This is a genomic window from Cytobacillus sp. Hm23 (genome assembly GCF_051842895.1).
Taxonomy (GTDB): domain Bacteria; phylum Bacillota; class Bacilli; order Bacillales; family SM2101; genus Nanhaiella.
This window is the reverse complement of the sequence record NZ_JBPXRQ010000007.1, coordinates 13,142-32,425: the sequence shown is the minus strand read 5'-3', so window position 1 is coordinate 32,425 and position 19,284 is coordinate 13,142. Positions and strand designations below refer to the sequence as shown.

Here is a 19,284-nt window from a genome sequence, read left to right as displayed (position 1 = left end):
TGTTGTACTAAGGAATAACCAAGCATATATAGAGTTCATGGTATCTTTATCAAACTAATTATTATTGCTTTTCACATTCATTAATGGAGGTGTGCTATGAACAATAATAAAATTGCACTGTATGTTTCTTTAATAGCATTAGTAGGATTTCCAATTCTTTTTCTCTTTATTTCAATATTTTCAGGGCAATGGGGCTTTTTAGTGTGGAGTATTACACCTTCCCTGACTGCAGGACTTACTGGTTTGATGATCACTCTTAATCAAATAAAAAAAGAGGGAAGTCATGGCAGAAGTAATACCAGAATGTTACATATTAGGGGTTGTTGAAGTTATACATTTATATGCAATGTTAGAAATTCGTTACAATAACTTAGCTGCTAAGACCATTAAAATGGTCTCTTTTTTATTTTATAAAGACTCTTTTCATAATATTTGTTGCACTAATACCTAAAATAGAAGAGCTCAACAGTCAAGAATAGATTACTGAAACCTAGTTGTATAACCATTTATTTATTAATATGAAAACTACCTTAACTAAAGGAGTTTTATATAGTTTTAAAAAAAATGAAATCTAAGATTTGTTACAAAGCTTATTTTTGTATGAGATGTGGATACAACCATACGTTGTATCCTTTCTTTCATCAACCACATAAATCTCCATATAGAAAAGAGCATTAGAAAAAATAAGGTAGTGAAGAAGGGGAGGGGCAAAAATAAATCTAACACTTTGTTTAATAATATTAGCGTTGAAAAATTAGTTGTTATAGCTTTTAATGTGGATTCAATTAAAGTAGTAGAAATAAAGCGATATTCTTAACTATCCTCTTATATTTTTCACCAATCTTCTTACATATGTAAAATAGTCTATCTTATTGAAATCCAAAGTGCTAAATGGAAATTAACCATTACTTGCTTATAATGACTGTACAAAAAACTTAATAAATCTTAACATCGCTTTATTATATAGCTTTATATTTGACAAATTAGACGGGTTTATAATTGAAAATAATGAGGAAAAAATTGCAGAAATTTGTTAACAAGCTATAAACAAATTACACCACCTTTCCTTTGCTATTACAGTTAATATGATTACATATGGAGTTTTGTTATAGGCATTTGTCACAATTTTATTTTTCGTACGTATACTAGTAATGAATGTGAGGTGAAATCGCTTGAATCAACCTATGACGATGAAAAATAATGGTCAAATCAATATTATACTTAATAATCAACAAAAGAAAATTGAGGTTAAACGACATCAACAAACTGATGTATATAATAAGCCGTTCCCTTCTCAACATAATATACTTAAAGAAATTGAAGATGAGCTACTTTCTCTTGTTGGAATGGAAGAAATCAAACGGATTGTTAAAGAAATATATGCATGGATTTTTATTAACAAGAAACGTGAGGAAGAGGGGTTAAAACCAGGTAAACAAGTGCTGCATATGATGTTCAAAGGTAATCCTGGAACAGGAAAAACAACTGTTGCCAGATTACTTGGGAAACTATTTGTTCGTATGAATGTGTTATCGAAAGGACATCTGATTGAGGCTGAAAGGGCAGATTTAGTAGGGGAATACATTGGGCATACTGCACAAAAAACTCGCGAGCTTATTAAACGTGCTATGGGAGGAATCTTATTTATAGATGAGGCATACTCACTTGCTCGTGGTGGGGAAAAAGACTTTGGAAAAGAAGCGATTGATACATTAGTCAAGCATATGGAAGACAAACAAAATGAATTTATTTTAATTTTAGCTGGGTATTCAAAGGAAATGGAGCATTTTTTATCGCTCAATCCAGGGCTATATTCTAGGTTCCCCTTAGTTATAGATTTTCCAGACTATACTGTGGACCAATTGATGGAAATTGCTTCAAGAATGATCTCAGAAAGAGATTATACTTTTCACCAAGAAGCTGAGTGGAAATTACGCAACCATTTACTGTCTATTAGGAACTCTTTACACCCTGCTTCTTTTAGTAATGGACGTTATGTTAGAAATGTTATAGAAAAGTCTGTTCGTGTTCAAGCAATGAGATTGTTATTTCAAGAAGATCTCGACAAAAAACAGCTAATGACCATTAATAGTGAGGACTTATTAATTAGTGATATATAACTGTTATTGTTTTAGGCTAATAAAAAAATAGAGGATGATACGTCATTTTAAGTACTCCGTATCATCCTCATTTTGTATTAAAATTTTAACTTAATTAAAGCTACTTCTTATAGATAGTTTCTCTCGTGCCAAGTTATATACACGTATCCATCTAGCAATGATGGAATCTTTTCTTCTGTAAAGATAGTTTAGAAAAGAACGAAGGTAATGAATAGGGACTGGAAATAACTATAAGCTTTATAAATTGATCAAGGTTAAAATATACATACTTTATATTCTGAATTTGATAATAACAAATTTTTAATACTAAAATCTACAAGAAATTAGTCGCATATTACTAATGCTAAAGTCTTATTTTTTCTTTTGATATTCTATATTACATGCAAGAACAAACATATATTAATTCATTTCAAATTTGTTCGTGAAAAGTCTTTAGTTTTGATATGATAAAAAAGAGTGTTAATTATTATAAAAGGGAAGGTACATGGAGTTTGAATATAAATACAAATAAAACTGCTGAAACAGCAATACTAGTTGGATGTCAATTGCCCAATTTAAATGATGAAAGATTTATGTTTTCGATGGAGGAACTTGCATCTTTAACAAAAACGGCGAATGGGACTGTGGAAGTTGTCGTTACACAAAAAAGAGAGAAAATTCATCCTGCTACATACATAGGTAAAGGCAAGGTAGAAGAAATTGTAAAGTTGGAAACCGAAGTAGAACCACAGATTATCATTTTTAATGATGAACTGACACCTAGCCAAATTAGAAATTTAACAAAGTTATTTCAGGCTAGGGTGATTGATAGAACTCAACTAATTTTAGATATTTTTGCAATGAGGGCTAGATCACGTGAAGGGAAGCTCCAGGTTGAACTTGCGCAATTACAATATTTACTACCTAGACTCGCGGGACAAGGTATTTCTTTATCTAGGCTCGGGGGAGGGATTGGTACTAGAGGACCTGGTGAAACGAAGCTCGAAACAGATAGAAGACACATTCATCGTCGAGTCGTTGAAATTAAGCAACAGCTATCGTCGATCGTTCAGCATCGGGTGAGGTACCGTGAACGGAGAAAGAAAAACAATGCATTTCAATTATCTTTAGTAGGATATACGAATGCTGGAAAATCAACGCTTTTTAACCGCTTAACAGCAGCTGGTGCTTATGAAGAAAATGAGTTGTTTGCTACATTAGATCCAATGACGAGAAAGATGTCTATACCATCTGGGATGAATGTACTGCTGACTGATACCGTAGGATTTATACAAGACCTTCCTACTACGTTAGTAGCTGCATTTAGATCTACATTAGAAGAGGTCAAAGATGCGGACGTACTCATACATGTTGTTGATTGTTCTAATCCAGATTATTTTAATCATGAACAAACTGTATATCAGTTAATAGGAGAGTTAGGCTTTGAAAATATTCCTGTCATAACCGTTTATAATAAGCGCGACAATATTCATCCAGATTTTGTACCCTCATCAAATACAGAAGTTGTCACAATAAGTGCACATAACGACAATGATGTAATTAAACTGAAAGCTTGGCTCGAAAATCGTATAAAAGACAATATGGTGAAATATCATGTGAAGATTCCGAGCCAAGACGGGAAATTACTGTCATCCATCAAAACGGATACGATTGTAACAGAGACAAAATATGATGAAAGAGAAGATGTTTATGAATGTACTGGATATGTATTATCTTCACATGTCGCATTCGGTAGACTAAAGAAATATCAAGTTTAGAAAGGGAAGAAACATGTTTCATAATTTAAGTAATGGAGAGCAAATCTCCGACATAGTAAATAAAGTAGAAGCTAAAATACGTAATATCCATGGTCAAATTGATAGGAATATAGAAGTGAATCAATATCGAGTACTTGAGAGTTTTCGTGGACATAAAATAAGTGACTCGCATTTCATGCCATCAACAGGTTATGGTTATGATGATGTTGGCAGAGATACACTAGAGAAAGTTTATGCACAAGTTTTTGGAGGCGAAGCTGGATTAGTTCGCCCTCAAATCATATCAGGGACGCATGCCATTTCAATTGCATTATTTGGTGTGCTTAGACCATTTGAGGAGCTTTTGTATATAACTGGGAAGCCGTATGATACGTTAGAGGAGATAGTAGGAATTAGAGGTTCAGGCGTAGGCTCTTTTAAAGAGTACCATATTGGGTATAACAGTATACCGTTAGCTGAAGATGGAAAAATTGATTATAACAAAGTAAAAGTAGCGATAAATGAAAAAACTAAAATGATTGGTATTCAAAGATCTAAAGGATATGCAAATAGACCCTCGTTTTCGATAAGTGAGATTCAAGAAATGGTCCAATTTGTAAAAACGATTAATGAAGAAATCGTCGTCTTTGTTGATAATTGTTATGGTGAATTTGTAGAACAATTAGAGCCTTGTCATATAGGTGCAGACTTAATTGCCGGTTCTTTAATAAAAAATCCTGGTGGTGGTCTTGCTAAAACAGGTGGCTATATCGTTGGGAAGAAAACTCTTGTTGATGCATGCTCTTTTCGAATGACTTCTCCTGGAATAGGTAGTGAAGCAGGAGCATCATTACATAGCTTACAAGAAATGTATCAGGGTTTTTTTCTCGCTCCACATACTGTTGGTCAAGCTTTGAAAGGTGCTGTTTTCACATCAGCTTTCTTATCCGAAATTGGCATGAACACACATCCTAGCTGGAATAGTCATCGAACAGACCTTATTCAATCAGTCCAATTTGATAATAAAGAAATGATGATTGCATTTTGTCAGGCAATCCAATATTGTTCCCCTGTCAACTCCTATGTTACTCCGTACCCTAGCTATATGCCTGGTTATGAAGATGATGTGATAATGGCTGCCGGTACATTTATACAAGGATCTAGTATTGAACTATCAGCAGATGGGCCTTTGAGGCCACCATACGTAGCATATGTACAAGGGGGACTCACATATGCTCACGTGAAGATAGCGGTTTGTTCGGCAATTAATCATTTGATCGAAAAAAACCTCCTCAAAATATGATAAAAAAGAACGGAATGAACTAAAAGAAAATTGTTGTAATTTATGTGTTAGATTTTATGACATAATATTGACAAAAAACATAACATGGAATATACTGAATATAGTAATAAATGATGGAGGTATCATTATGGCTGATGAAATCAGAAGATCCATGCCACTTTTTCCTATAGGAATCGTGATGCAGCTAACCGAATTAACAGCTAGGCAAATTCGATATTACGAAGAGCATGGATTAGTATCTCCGGCAAGAACCGAAGGAAATCGACGATTATTTTCTTTTAATGATGTTGACAAGCTATTAGAAATTAAAAATCTAATAGATCAAGGTGTCAATATGGCAGGGATTAAGAAGCTATTTGCAGGCAATCAAGATGCAAAACTTGTACAAGAAAATGAAGTAGTTAAAGCGAACAAACAAGAACTATCTGAAGATGAGCTGCGCAAGCTACTAAAAGCTGAATTGATGAATGCTGGAAAGTATAATCGTACAACTCTGAGACAAGGAGATATGTCCCGATTTTTCCATTAATTAAAATGTGCATGCAACCGTTAGAAATAAGTAAAATATAGGTGAAATAAATTCTTGAATTGATACACTTCACCAATTTTTATTTAAATAAATTTTTTAAAATCAAGGGAGGAGCTTTTTTTATGGCAAAGTACACACGAGAAGACATTGTTAAGATGACTGAGGAGGAAAACGTTAGATATATAAGACTACAATTTACTGATTTATTAGGAACGATCAAAAATGTTGAAATCCCTACTAGTCAGTTAGAAAAAGCACTTGATAACAAAATGATGTTTGATGGATCTTCAATCGAAGGTTTCGTACGTATAGAAGAATCAGATATGTATTTATATCCTGACTTAGATACTTGGGTTGTATTCCCTTGGACATCTGAAAAAGGTAAAGTTGCACGTCTAATTTGTGATGTTTACAATCCTGATGGTACTCCATTTGAAGGAGATCCACGTAATAACTTAAAGCGTGTACTTAAAGAAATGGAAGAGCTAGGATTTACTGACTTTAATTTAGGAGCGGAGCCAGAATTTTTCTTGTTTAAAGTTGATGAAAATGGCGAACCAACTCTTGAATTAAATGATAAAGGTGGCTACTTTGACTTAGCACCAACTGATTTAGGTGAAAATTGCCGTCGTGATATCGTTTTAGAATTAGAAGAAATGGGCTTTGATATTGAAGCATCTCACCATGAAGTAGCCCCAGGGCAACATGAAATCGACTTCAAATACGCTGGTGCTTTAAAAGCAGCTGATGATATTCAAACGTTCAAGCTTGTTGTAAAAACGATCGCAAGAAAGCACGGTTTACACGCAACATTCATGCCAAAACCACTTTACGGTGTAAATGGATCTGGAATGCATGCAAACCTTTCATTATTTGCTAATGGAGAAAACTCATTTTTTGACCCCACTGGCGACTTAGAACTTAGTGAAACAGCTCGCCAATTTATTGCTGGTGTTATAAAACATGCACCAAACTTTACAGCTGTTACAAATCCAACAATCAATTCTTATAAGCGTTTAGTTCCTGGTTATGAAGCACCTGTATATGTTGCATGGTCAGCTCGCAACCGTAGTCCATTAATTCGTATCCCGGCTTCAAGAGGTATGAGCACACGTGTAGAAGTACGAAGCGTTGATCCAAGTGCAAACCCATACTTGGCAATGTCAGTATTACTTGCTGCAGGATTAGATGGTATTAAAAACAAACTTACAGCTCCAGCACCAATTGACAGAAACATTTATGTAATGAACAAAGCTGAGCGTTTAGAAGCTGGTATCGTAGACTTACCTGCAACACTAGAGCATGCATTAGAAAACCTAAAGTCTGATGAAGTGATGACAGGTGCATTAGGTAGGCATTTATTCGAACACTTTGTAGAAGCAAAAGAAATTGAATGGGATATGTTCCGCACGCAAGTTCATCCTTGGGAACGTGACCAATATATGACTTTATACTAAAATTAAAATGTTGATTTAACAACATTTATAAGGGTTAAAACGGTGGGTCAAGTTGTGAGATTTAATTCTCTACTACAACTTGACCCACTTTTGACCCGCAAAAACTCCAAAAAAAAATTTATCCCAATAAATCATTCATATATTTTTCATACTTGTCCACCGAAGTATTTTCAAGCTTAGATGAAATATGAGAGTAAACATCCGAGGTAATTGTAATACTTTTGTGACCTAATCTTTCTTGAACGAATTTCATGGTTGCGCCTGATTCCAGTAATAAAACTGTATGAGTATGTCTTAGTCCATGGATTGGCATTTTTTCTAATCCAGCTTTTTTTAGAATTCTTGAAAATGCATTAAAGAGGGTAGACTTAGGTAGAAAATTTCCATCTTCACGACAGAATACTAAATCTAATTCATGTTTGTACTCTTCATTAAAGACAATTTTGTTCTCATTGAGAACCTTCAGATGATTTGATAATTCCTTAACTAGAGGCCCACTTATTTTTATTCTTCTTTCCGATTCATATGTTTTAGTTTCTCCGAATAAACTCTCATCTTTATTGGCCTGAAAATCTAGAGATTTGTTTACATTGATATAGCTTTCTTTTAGGTCAATATCCTTTATTTGGAGAGCAGCAGCTTCACCTTTCCTCATACCTGTTTCTATTAGTGTTTTGAAAAACATATAGTAAATATAGCTATCTTTTCTACCTACTGTTAGAAAATGTGAGATGTTTTCTGATTCGATGTATTGTAAATCTGACTTCTTTTTAGTTTTACTTTTTGGGATGGTCGCACCTTCACATGGATTATTGTCAATTTTTCTTAATGGATGTACAGCCGTTTTCATAGCATTAAACATTGTAGTGTGTATAATTTCAATTGTCCTCTTACTATAACCCTGGTCATCTAAATAATTAAGAAATTTTTGGTATTTTAAAGGTGTGATATCTTTTAAATTTACTTCTTTAAAGTATGGTATAATCTTTGTTTTTACATTTCTTTCATGTAGAATATAAGTGTTCTTTCTTACATTATCTTTCTTATATTCGACTAACCATTCATGGAGATAGTTTTTCAAAGCAATTGGAGTATTATCCACCTCAATTCCATTGAGAACCTTTTTTTCAACTTCGTTTGCAGCTATTTGAGCCTCTTTTTTTGTTTTAAACCACTTTTAGATAATTCATTTTTTTCTTGGTGATTGGATCAGTATATCTAATTCGGAATTGCCATGTATTTCCTCGTTTTCGGAATCTAGCCATCAAAAATCTCCATTTCAATATATTTGTAAACATATCCCATTATAGCACTTGTGAATTCTGTATTCAATGAATGATAGATGGGAACATTTTTTTCAAAATACGGTCTTCTCATTGCAGTTACATAAATTTTTATTGATATAAACATAAATAAGTGAATAAATGAGATTATTATCTATTTTTTCTCCTCAAATCAATCTAACACTCCAATTAATTTAGCTTTTGTTCTTTATTACTTTTCAAAATAATTGCTGTCAATGATTTATATCAATTGTTCAATATCAAAATTATTTATAGGGAAATAATGGATATTCTATTATAGAATAAAATAATTACAAAGTAATTCACAATAAAATGCTCATTTTATTCTATTGGGTTAGAGGAAGATGAATCTGTTATTACTGATATGGTAATGTTACTCTGTAGCCCATATGAAGAAGTACATAGACGGACATACTGTTAAATCAAAAGAAATGGAGGCCGACAAAATTTCAGATGAGATATGAAGTAAGTATTACTCACTGTGAAAAATATTTAACAAAATGTTTAAAACATAGGATTAATGCACTATGTAGAATTATTATTATTCTAAGTTAGATTATAATAATAGTAATATTTTACTTGTAAATCTCTTCTAGTAATTTGGTATAATTAAGAAAGAATTTTTAATAGATAAGTATATTTTGATATAAATGAACATTCCGAAATCACAAACTATTGAAATAAATATTATCACACATAATATTGTATGGTTTTTTCTAAGGAGGAAAATTTCAAATGATAACTCTTGAAAATCTCCACAATAAAATAATTCTGGATGAGCGAAGTAACGTAGCTCTTGGTGAGGCTATAAATGTTACGGACAAAACGATAGCAAATATCAAAGACTATTTAATAAATGGTTCTAAAAATGAACCTAAATTGGAATACATCATTAGACTGGCAAGAGTATATACGGATAACTCAGCATATGTACATGAAATTGTAAAAGATTTCAGTAAGTCTAATATTGGCTCGAATAACTTAATAAAAGTAATGGATTATGCATTAGAAAATAGTCTCTATGATCTTCTAAAAGAAATAATTAATCGATGCCATGGTAAAAATATTACTTTGGAGAAAATATCTAAGCTATATGAGCTTTTATTGACCAAAAAGATTGAAAATAAGAAATGGTCTGATATCATATTAAAGGCTAAGTTAGTAAAATCCAGTGATCCTGTTGTAAAGTATTTACTTACGTTCATAGAGTCTTTAGTTGTATCAGAAAATGGTAATTTTGTTGAACTGGAGATTAGGGGCGAAGAACTATTGGCTCTTGCTAAAGATGCGCCTGGGGACTATTTATGTAGTACTTATTCAACAAGAGCCTTGGATGTCCAAGCTAGAGCAAAAATGAAATTATTTAAATATGACGAAGTGAGAACACTGTTAAGACAGATTGTAAAAAGTGAGTTTGCTGGTGATAGAGTTAAGGCTTCGGCATGCTTTTCTTCAGCTTTAACTCAATTTTATTATGATTATAAAGCTTGTGAAACTGACTTCAAAAAGGCCATATACTTGTATGAGAAAAATGGTATGACTCGTGATAGTAAAGCCGTTGAAACTCACTTGTTTTTTGCTAAATGTTATCATATTATAGACTTAGAAAGTGCAGATAGTGCAAATAGTAGTCTAACAGATTTTGATCGAGCTTATTATTTATACCAAAAAGGTTTAGTAGAAGAATCTAAACAAGTGATGGATAATGCTACATATGAAGACTATGAAGCTCCATTTATTAGTTTTATGAAAGGCTTACTAGCTCATAAACAATCAATAAAGCGAGACTACTTTAGAATATCCATGATTTTGTTTAAATCACAAGGTAACATGCACTACGCTCAGTTACCAATTATGGAGATGCAAAAATTAGAAAAAGAGGGTGTAATGAATTGAAAAAAGCAATAGCAGCTCTTTTGGTTTTAGCTATTGTGCTGTTTAACATAGGCACAGTCTCATCGAATGAAGAGGCATTAAGCAATAACCATGATCAGAAAATACCAGTTAGTTTTAAAACTTTATCTCCAATTGACCCAGATTTAGTTTAAACTTAATAATAAATAAGATGGACAGTGTTTATATTGAACACTGTCCATCTTCCGTTTTACGACTTCGGAAAAAATGAATTTGAGTAATAATGATTCATAACTGGACGTTTTTTACATATGGATCTAGAGAGATTTGGTTTGTCTAAGAAAACAAAGGAATTGGAAAAGAACTAAGCAGTATTATTGAATATACATACAATGTTATGAATGAAAACTTATTGAAGTGGACATGTTGGAAAAAAAGATACAGCTACTGATATTGAGGCTGAAAAAATAATTCAAGATATAAATTCTTTATTCTCACCAAATTCTAAAACAATCGAGTAAAGTTTATTCGATTATAAATATATTTATATAAATTCAAGGGATCCCTAGCATATTAAAGAAAACTAATACACAACCTTTCTAAATCGCCTCTCAAGCCAAAATCACACTTTTTATTACTTTGGTAAAATTAAGTTAGTAACCAAATTTCCCCTTTAAGTACTTATATATAGCATATTTTTCCAAGTGAAACGCTACTGCCTTTTAGCGTTTTACTGCTATTTTGAGGCTAAAGTGGACGAGGTATGAGAAGGGAGAGGGATTAAAATAAAGGATATAAAACAGTACGAAAAAATTTCTGGTGAACTATTAAAAACTTTAGGCTATGTAGATGAAACTCTAAATAATAGAGCTAAGAAATCTATAGACGAAATAAGAAAAGCAGAATATCTTTTAGATAGAATCCAACAAGATTTAACAATAATGCAATTAACACTTAACAGAAGAAAAATGGTATCTAAACGAGGTAGGATTGCCAAATGAGGTGATAATGTTGAGTAACACTATTAAAAAGCCTGAGTTTAAAGGTTGGCTTTTTTGGATCATAGCTTTAACTCTTGTAGTTGTGATTACCGGATCATTAAAATAGGTAAAACCCTAGGTTACAAAATGCAAACAGGGTCTTACCTATTTTTATTTTATTTACTCGGCAAGTTAGTGAACTGTCACGAGATTTGAGCGAGCGTTATCTAAAAATCCTGTATAATCAGAATTTTCATAAAGGTCTATTTCAACAAATACATCTAGAGGTTCTAGGCCAACCGGAATTTCGCTAACGCTAAAACTCTTCGTAGGCGTTTGACTAGTAAAATATCCTTTAGGGCTATAACTATGATCCCAGTCATAAGATACATCATAAAGCTCCATTTGATAATAAAGTTTCCCACACTCTCCATTAGTCTGTGCATATACATTTATTGACCCTGAATAATAATCGCTTTTATCTGTTACAACTCTGACTTCACAACCAGGTATACCGTCAATACTCCACCATTTACTATACTCTGCTGCTTGAACTGAACTTTGTGGAAATAAATTTACTATACTTACAATAGCTACTAGTAATACTGCAATTTTTTTCATACTTTCTTCCCCCATTTTTGATTTCATAAAAAAACATAGAACGACAGAACCCATATGAAGCAAATAACAAAAATCTTAATAAGACACAGAGAGACCAAGAAAATCGTAATGTATATTATCGATGCTTCTAGCTGTCTTAATAAAAAAGTACCCGTCAATATCTTCCCATGTTTGAAAATTAAAACTAAATGATCCCCTTGAGGTAATTTTTTTTGATTCTAAATCATTAAAATCTGTGTCTTTAAATCCAACTGTAAATTCAAATTCTTCCGAATTACTATTTGCACCCTGTTAGAGTTGTAGAATCTCCTTTTGCAAATGTAAATAGTTTTTCTAGGAGATAACTTTTACCAAAACTTACATACATATCACCAAGGTTAACTGAAGTTTGTAAAGAAATGTCCTTTAACTCAGATATAACCTTCCTTTCAGTAAATAATTGTTGAGTATTATCTGCGGCATATGCATTTCCCACTCCTGTAAAGCAATGCTTGTCGCTAAAACACCAACTGCTAATTTCTTTTACATAAAATCCCTCCTAAATTAATTAATTCATATGTAAGACGAATAGCATCGAAATTTGTCACACTTTTTTTAAAAAAAAGATAATATATTTAATATAATTGGAGGAAAGATAGATTTTCATCAATAAATACAAATGCATTTATTGAGAAAGAGGTGAGTACAGTGGACAATAAAAATAAAGAGGTACTTCATTTATATGACGTTTATAGTAAACGGATTTTTAAGTTTATCTACACCCTTACTAATGATTATCATAAATCAGAGGATTTAACTCACGATACGTTCATTAAAATAAAAAACTCATTACACCAAATAAAAAACAGGGGTAAAATGGAAACGTGGATATTTCAGATTGCCCATAACGTTACTATGGATTATCTAAGGAGAAACAAATTTAATATTATTGAACATCTTAAACCTTTATTAAAAGAAAAAGAAACCATCCCTTCAACGGAAAGTGTTTTCATCACTAATGAAAGTGTTAGTGATTTATTTAAAGCTTTAAGACAAATTAAACCGACATATCGTGAAGTTATTATTCTTAGGAAGATAGAAGAATTATCAATAAAAGAAACTGCTGTAATTTTGGGATGGTCTGAAAGTAAGGTGAAATCAACATTATCTAGAGCTATGAAAGCATTACATAAAGAATTAACTGAAGGAGGATATGTTTATGAGCAAACGCCCTAAAGAATATCCATTTGATCAGGTAAAAAGCCTGGATGAGAGCATACACTGGGATACTCAAAAGCAAATTGAGTTAAGACATAGAATAGAGAAGGGTTTAAATAAAACAAACAAAAGGCACAATTATGTTTTCAGAGTCCTCCCATTGGCTGGCTTAGCAATAGTATTTTGTATTATTGGTATTTTGTTAGCACCATACATGTCTGAAGAAGAATTTAACAAATTAGGGAATGCTTCTACACCTGTGGAAAATAAAACAGAGGCTGCACTTAGTGTGATTGAAGTGCTCAATGAAAGCTCTACTATTCATTACATCAATTTAGATATAACTACGGGTGAAGAGTGTAATTTCTGGTTAAATAACTTACATGATAGTTACAACTATAAATACAAAGTATATGCTCCTGATGGAAGTTTGATTGGAGAATCTACTACTGCTGGTTCGCAGGAAAGGTTATATTCAGTAGATTTAAGCTTATATGGTTCAGGTAAATATAAAATTAAGGTATATTCACTTGCAGGTAATATTGGAGGTAAATATCATTTGAGAGTTAGAAATTTTTAGATAAAAATAGTTAGTTACTTGTGTTTATAACAGAAAAGATTTTTACATAGATAAGATGATGAAGTTTATAATAAAAGAACAATTTTATCGTGAATAAATACATTAACAACTATAATTTTATATATTAATAAAACAGCATGATTGACTGCCATGAATGTGCTCCATTACCTACACAATATGTATAGGAAGTACATATCATATTCTCTGGGTATATTTAGTCTTCCCAATTGATTTCTAAAGCCCTATTCCCAGGTATAGGGCTTTTTAATTTTGTGCTTTACAAAGTACAAAATACAGAAATAAAAAGTAAAAGGTATTAGATTTGAGGACATTTGAGTAAGTGTGAAAAAGTCGAAAAGCACTCATCTATTGGCTGCTATTAAAAACAACCAATCAAACGCTTGACATGGAGGTTTTAATAACGGAAGGGTAAAGTATGTAAACCCTCCCTGATCGTTCATGAATGGAGGAGACATCAGGGAGGGGAGAGTGATAATAACGGGTGTACTTTATTTTATATAAGTTATGTTAGTTATGCTTGTATAAATGTGCTGGGGAAAATAAATCATTTTCCTAATAAACTTAATGGACATTGAGGTGAGCTGCAGAAGTATCATTCTAACAATCTTTATTTCTAATATAATTTAATTGAATAACTAATATAAATATCTTGATACAATTATGCAAAAAATGGAGAAATAATAAGAATGCATAATATTATAGTCAAAAAATGGCTTATCCACTGTGTAGGTCAAAAAAAATTGACCTATTTACCCATCGTTATATGCTATTTATAATTTTTTGTAGAAGGAGGGGAAATGTTGAAAAATAATTATCTTAATATTTAATCAACTAAGAACCTCTCATACAAAAAAATTTATATATTAGATAATGAGGGCATATGTAAACTAAATCTTTCACACTGGATTACCTGTGTTCTCAAAGAGATTAAACAAAAAAAAATTATGTGGAATTAAATAGAGCATAGGAGATGTGATTCTATGAAATAGTAAAGGGTATTATTATTAAAAATATTTATATTGGTTGGTAGCCAAGTGGATAGTGGTAATAACTGAGAACTGTAAGGAACTATTTCAAATTACTAGAACAGCAAAATGATAGTAAGGAATTGTACCAAATGATGACCATATTTAATCGAAAATATTGGAGATTAATGGAGGGCAACTTATTTTCACAGGATATACTTAATAATTTGAAAATATTTTTGTTCTAGACCTATTGAATGTACTATTGATGTAGGAAGGTTTAATTAAAATTCTTAGTAAGACTATCTTAATACTCTGTTATTTGATTATTTCAAGATGTAAACAGGGTAATGAATCTACTTATTTGTTAACGATGTGCTGATTAGCAGGTGAACCATTGTACTACTTTAATTCCAATACTTTTTGTAACTATTATAAATATTAATATCTTGACACAACTATGTAAAATATAGTGAAAATGATAGAAACATAGGTGGATTTTGTTGAAAAATGACTCCTCAGCGTTGATTTAACGGATTGAATAAATGGTTCTATATTTAATAGAATAACAGTAGCTAACCGGCTAGCAAGGATTAACTCTAATTTAAATCATAGTATTCAGATAGGCATATTGTGATTAATAAAAAATATCTAACTATATTATGGAGGGATATAACATGAACAAGTTTTTTAGAATTTTATCGACATCAGCTTTGGCAGTAACGTTAGTGTCAAGTGGGTTACAACCAATTACTTCCTTTGGTGAAGAACAAGAAATAGCTGATAATCAAGAGAATAATGTATTTGTGTCTAAACTTGTTGATACTAATGATAATAATAATCTTAGTTTTGGAGGATTGAAATCATTATCTCCTTCGTATCCTGCAGCCCCCGTACCAGACTTATTGGAAGCTCTTAAGGGGTGGGATATGTCAAAAACATTGCCATCTGATACTAAACAGTTGCAAAGGGGACTTACGACTATATCTGGTTCATTGTTAGATTATATTCCGGTAGATATTTATGAAGATAATGTAAATTGGACAAAGAGTACTGCAGGTATTTTGCCAGACGTGGACTTATTAAACCCAAATTTTAACCACGACTCTGATGACAATCCCATTTTCTTTGGATTTGTCGATAACAACGGTGAGTATAACGAATATATACACTTTTTATGGAAACAAGTACCTGACAAAAAAGGAAAACTAGGAACGTTAATGTTAAATCCTGATGTACTTCCAGCTGACGATGACTCATCCTTAATATTGGATGCATATTATGAAAGAATAGGAAATGCTGTTACAAATTATAGTGGTGAGCCTGCATCTTTTAGTGAAACATACACTACTGGTATAACAAAATCAGAATCTAGAGAGATTAGTAATACAATTGGGGCAAGCTATGGCTTTGAACTCGGATTTGGAGACATTGCAACTGTAACTGCTGAAATAAGCACTGAGTTGACAGAAAGCTTTGGTTCTTCTATTGATGTTGAGAACTCCCATGAAGTTTCATATTCTTATAATTTTGGAGAAAGATTTGATGATCCATATATGTATGCTATTTATCACCTAGTAGGAGACTATAAACTAGTTCCATCAAAACAATTAAAAGAGATTGTTGATTCTCTTCAACAAATCTATTTGGTTGATGGCGGCATTGGTAAACGTGATTTAAATACAACAGTTGGAGATAGATCTTTTTCATATCCAACAGATGATTATCGTGCAGTCGAAGTTTATGAGAATGGATTCAGAATTCCAGAACAGAATCTACTAGACCAATATTCTATTAGTGATTTTACAGATTCAAATTGGAGAAATATTAATGTTTCAATAGGATATGAATCAGAAACTACTCCTGAAGGTGACCCTGCACAAAAATTAACCCAAAAAGAGGTTAACGGTGCGGTACAACAATATGTAGATGTTGCTTCAGACGGAAATCAATATACATTTGGAGTATGGCTGAAAGCAGATGAACCCCATCAAGCACAAATTAAGGTTCAAAATCGTAATAATACAGAATCAGCTGCTGTAAAAGTTGACGTTACAACTGATTGGGAGTATTTCTCAGTAACAACTGATCAACCGTTTTCTACTAATGATGGTGTAACTGTTGTCATTTGGCCAAGTGTCTATAATGGGCCAACAGATTCTGTATATGTTTGGGAGCCAAAGCTAATTGAAGAATAGCCAAAAGACTATTTACAATGAATAACGTGCATGGGTTGGTAATTCACAAAATATTCCCTTTCTATTATTGAATAATACATTATGAAGCGATGAAATAGTTTCCTCTCAAAAGAATCAAATACAATAACCCCCGACTTCATTCTTTGATGACGGGGGTTATTGTTATAAAAAAATGTAAAACAGATAAAATACTAGTAAACATAAGTGATAAAAAGTATACTACAACGTTCGATATTAGTATTTGTAATTAGACATCTGTTAAAGCCATAGCATCCTTATATGCATAGTATAAATTGAAATATTATACTATTATGGAGGTTTTCACATGTCTAATTTAATTGGTAAAGGAAAGATAAAACAACCTTGTAATGATAAATTTACAATGTACTATTCTAACAAACCATTCAAAGGGATAACTAGAGCAGTAACTGTAACAAATCAAAGTAAATGTAAAATGATTGTAGAAGTTTATTCAGAAGTTAATGATAACCCTGAATCAATTCCTCTCCCAAATAATGGTCAAGGTGTTACCGTGGAGCGTAGAGGTTTAAATCTCGTAAGAGTAAAATGCTGTAAAACAAAAAGTGAGAAAGAATGCGTTGGCACTTATGAAATTCGTAAAGCGTAGGATTTTATGATAGTTGAATTGTTTGAGGTTAGAGATATAGTGGGTGCAGCACCCCCTACATTAATCGCTATTATATTGTGGCTTTTATTAAGTAAACATATTAGAAATTGTGTTGAACAACTTTTTTTTCTCTCTTTGATTGCACCAAAACACATGAGAACATATAATGTATTACAATGGCATGAAGACATGAAAACAGCCCCCCACTCTTTGAATTTAAGGAGAGTAGGGCTATTTTTATGTTTACTTATTTTTTTGAAATGTAGTAACGTTAATACATCGACAAGTATTTTTAAGTATTAAAAATGCTATTGCGCATTTATTATCTAAAATAGAGAATCGATATGTATGACATCCTATAGGCGGTGTGTCACATACTGTATAGCTTGGAGTTAATGTGAAATTCCCCTGTCTTTCATCTGACACAGGGAAACTACATAGTATAATAGAATTCCCACATGTTATACGTTCAATTAAATAAAGTACACCAAAAGCATTAGGAGCGCTAGTAGTTACTTCTAAATCTACCATAGTATCAACCTTTGCAACCCAATCCTTCTCAGTCACGTTTATTGTATCCGTTGTTAATGTTAAAGGTACAAATGGTGTTGTAGTGTTACCATCTGACAATGTGACAGTACCAAATTGACAGTTGCAAAATATTTCGTTGTTTCCTTTCCCCTTACATCTACAATCAGACATAATTTTTTTCATTCTTTCAGTATATTGTGAAGCGATAAAACCACTTCTATCTAATTAGTAAATGCTGGTTTATAAACTTTGGTAACATACAAAAGTCTATGAAACATAAAAGAAATACTGTCAATTGTATATGTAGTTAGGAAACACAAGTGATATTATGTAACCTCCCGAAATTTTCGAGAGGTGATAAATGACCTTATACAAGGATTCTACTGGTAGATTATATTGTATGCATTATAACTTTATTTATTTTGAGCCTTTGTCCAGAAAAAGACAAAATGTATATTTAACTACCGTAACTACTAACCACACTAGGAAATGTGTCTTTAAATTTTCATATATTTAAAAAAACTATGCTTCTATATAAAAGCATAGTTTTTTAAAATCACATATACATATCCAAGCTATTCTCTAATTAATGAATATAATGAACTATAAAGGTTAAAGGAGGTGTATTTATGGCCAAAGGAAAAATACGAACTACCGGTGTTTTGTACCGAGAAGTAGGTACCGTTGAAGGACACACAGAAATCCTAAATCGTGGCGAAGAGGAATGTACAATAAAAGCTACAGCATTTGACTGGGATGATGAAAATGATCCAATGTTGATTAAAGAAGACATAATAGTTATTCCTCCAGGAACTCGTAGAACATTTGATTTTGATATGACTCGACACGCTGAGCTTTTGATTGAAACCGAGAATAAATGTAAATGTATGGGTCTTATTGCAAATCTGTATTTTCGTGACAGGGATAATTGTACGGTAGGAACTCCTGTGTATAACAATGATTTTATCGAAGTACTATGTGATTGTTACTAACTAGAAGGTATTATTTGTAGTAGTATTTAATATATGTAAACTCTCCCTGTTTCTTTTTTTATGAAAGGTGGAGACAAGGAGAGTGAGTGATAATAAAGAAGGGTGTACTTAATTTTATGCATGTATTTTAGTAAAGCTTGTATGAAAGGGTAGGTCAAATAAATCATTTTTATGTGCAACACAATGGACACTGTGCTGAGTAGAAATTAATCATAATATTTACTACCACTATAATTTTACGTCCATTTTTGCAACTTTTACATGAACT

General features: G+C 32.1%; 16 protein-coding genes and 1 pseudogene. 13 read left to right on the top strand and 4 right to left on the bottom strand.

Features of this window, described 5'->3' with window-relative positions; translation table 11 throughout:
- Positions 1-96 precede the first annotated feature (96 nt).
- The 6 genes from ACSVDA_RS05595 to glnA all read left to right on the top strand — a co-directional run bounded on the left by ACSVDA_RS05595 (position 97) and on the right by glnA (position 7,145).
- Positions 97-327 (top strand): hypothetical protein, encoded by a 231-nt coding sequence (locus tag ACSVDA_RS05595; protein WP_485881544.1) that lies wholly within the window; start codon positions 97-99, stop codon positions 325-327.
- An 845-nt stretch (positions 328-1,172) separates the two neighbouring features.
- Complete coding sequence (gene spoVK / locus ACSVDA_RS05590) at positions 1,173-2,120, top strand: stage V sporulation protein K (RefSeq protein ID WP_485881542.1); 948 nt, start codon at positions 1,173-1,175, stop codon at positions 2,118-2,120.
- A gap of 497 nt (positions 2,121-2,617) precedes the next feature.
- Entirely contained in the window at positions 2,618-3,877 is a 1,260-nt protein-coding gene (gene hflX / locus ACSVDA_RS05585) for a GTPase HflX (RefSeq protein ID WP_485881742.1), read from the top strand.
- A gap of 13 nt (positions 3,878-3,890) precedes the next feature.
- Positions 3,891-5,159 (top strand): methionine gamma-lyase family protein, encoded by a 1,269-nt coding sequence (locus ACSVDA_RS05580; protein WP_485881541.1) that lies wholly within the window; start codon positions 3,891-3,893, stop codon positions 5,157-5,159.
- A 127-nt stretch (positions 5,160-5,286) separates the two neighbouring features.
- Complete coding sequence (locus ACSVDA_RS05575) at positions 5,287-5,688, top strand: MerR family transcriptional regulator (RefSeq protein ID WP_485881539.1); 402 nt, start codon at positions 5,287-5,289, stop codon at positions 5,686-5,688.
- A gap of 122 nt (positions 5,689-5,810) precedes the next feature.
- Positions 5,811-7,145 carry a type I glutamate--ammonia ligase gene (glnA, locus tag ACSVDA_RS05570; RefSeq protein WP_485881537.1) on the top strand — a complete coding sequence of 445 codons (1,335 nt, stop codon included), beginning with the start codon at positions 5,811-5,813 and terminating at the stop codon, positions 7,143-7,145.
- 118 nt (positions 7,146-7,263) lie between these two features.
- Here glnA and ACSVDA_RS05565 read toward each other — a convergent pair.
- Positions 7,264-8,410, bottom strand: a pseudogene (locus tag ACSVDA_RS05565) (tyrosine-type recombinase/integrase).
- 774 nt (positions 8,411-9,184) lie between these two features.
- On the opposite strand from ACSVDA_RS05565, the gene ACSVDA_RS05560 reads away from it, so the two are divergent.
- Positions 9,185-10,345 (top strand): AimR family lysis-lysogeny pheromone receptor, encoded by a 1,161-nt coding sequence (locus ACSVDA_RS05560; protein ID WP_485881536.1) that lies wholly within the window; start codon positions 9,185-9,187, stop codon positions 10,343-10,345.
- Entirely contained in the window at positions 10,342-10,497 is a 156-nt protein-coding gene (locus tag ACSVDA_RS05555) for a hypothetical protein (protein WP_485881534.1), read from the top strand. Before ACSVDA_RS05560 ends, ACSVDA_RS05555 begins: the two co-directional genes overlap by 4 nt.
- 978 nt (positions 10,498-11,475) lie before the next feature.
- Here ACSVDA_RS05555 and ACSVDA_RS05550 read toward each other — a convergent pair.
- Positions 11,476-11,904 (bottom strand): hypothetical protein, encoded by a 429-nt coding sequence (locus tag ACSVDA_RS05550; protein ID WP_485881532.1) that lies wholly within the window; start codon positions 11,902-11,904, stop codon positions 11,476-11,478.
- A gap of 277 nt (positions 11,905-12,181) precedes the next feature.
- Positions 12,182-12,379 (bottom strand): hypothetical protein, encoded by a 198-nt coding sequence (locus ACSVDA_RS05545; protein ID WP_485881530.1) that lies wholly within the window; start codon positions 12,377-12,379, stop codon positions 12,182-12,184.
- A 212-nt stretch (positions 12,380-12,591) separates the two neighbouring features.
- Between ACSVDA_RS05545 and ACSVDA_RS05540 the strand changes: the two genes are divergently transcribed.
- From ACSVDA_RS05540 to ACSVDA_RS05525, 4 genes are all read left to right on the top strand, one after another.
- The gene (locus ACSVDA_RS05540) at positions 12,592-13,119 is read left to right on the top strand and encodes an RNA polymerase sigma factor (protein WP_485881529.1); all 528 of its coding nucleotides are present in this window, start codon (positions 12,592-12,594) and stop codon (positions 13,117-13,119) included.
- Positions 13,103-13,681, top strand: a complete 579-nt coding sequence (locus ACSVDA_RS05535; RefSeq protein WP_485881527.1) for a hypothetical protein — start codon at positions 13,103-13,105, stop codon at positions 13,679-13,681. The genes ACSVDA_RS05540 and ACSVDA_RS05535 overlap by 17 nt, the downstream gene beginning before the upstream one ends.
- A 1,663-nt stretch (positions 13,682-15,344) precedes the next feature.
- Positions 15,345-16,865 (top strand): phage head spike fiber domain-containing protein, encoded by a 1,521-nt coding sequence (locus ACSVDA_RS05530; protein WP_485881526.1) that lies wholly within the window; start codon positions 15,345-15,347, stop codon positions 16,863-16,865.
- 325 nt (positions 16,866-17,190) lie between these two features.
- Positions 17,191-17,493, top strand: coding sequence for a hypothetical protein (locus tag ACSVDA_RS05525; protein ID WP_485881524.1), 303 nt, complete (start codon positions 17,191-17,193; stop codon positions 17,491-17,493).
- A gap of 243 nt (positions 17,494-17,736) precedes the next feature.
- Here the strand turns inward: ACSVDA_RS05525 and ACSVDA_RS05520 are convergent, their stop codons facing one another.
- Positions 17,737-18,207 (bottom strand): hypothetical protein, encoded by a 471-nt coding sequence (locus ACSVDA_RS05520; RefSeq protein ID WP_485881523.1) that lies wholly within the window; start codon positions 18,205-18,207, stop codon positions 17,737-17,739.
- Positions 18,208-18,653: 446 nt separating this feature from the next.
- Here ACSVDA_RS05520 and ACSVDA_RS05515 point away from each other — a divergent pair, with 446 nt between their 5' ends.
- Positions 18,654-19,016, top strand: coding sequence for a hypothetical protein (locus ACSVDA_RS05515; RefSeq protein WP_485881522.1), 363 nt, complete (start codon positions 18,654-18,656; stop codon positions 19,014-19,016).
- Positions 19,017-19,284 lie beyond the last annotated feature (268 nt).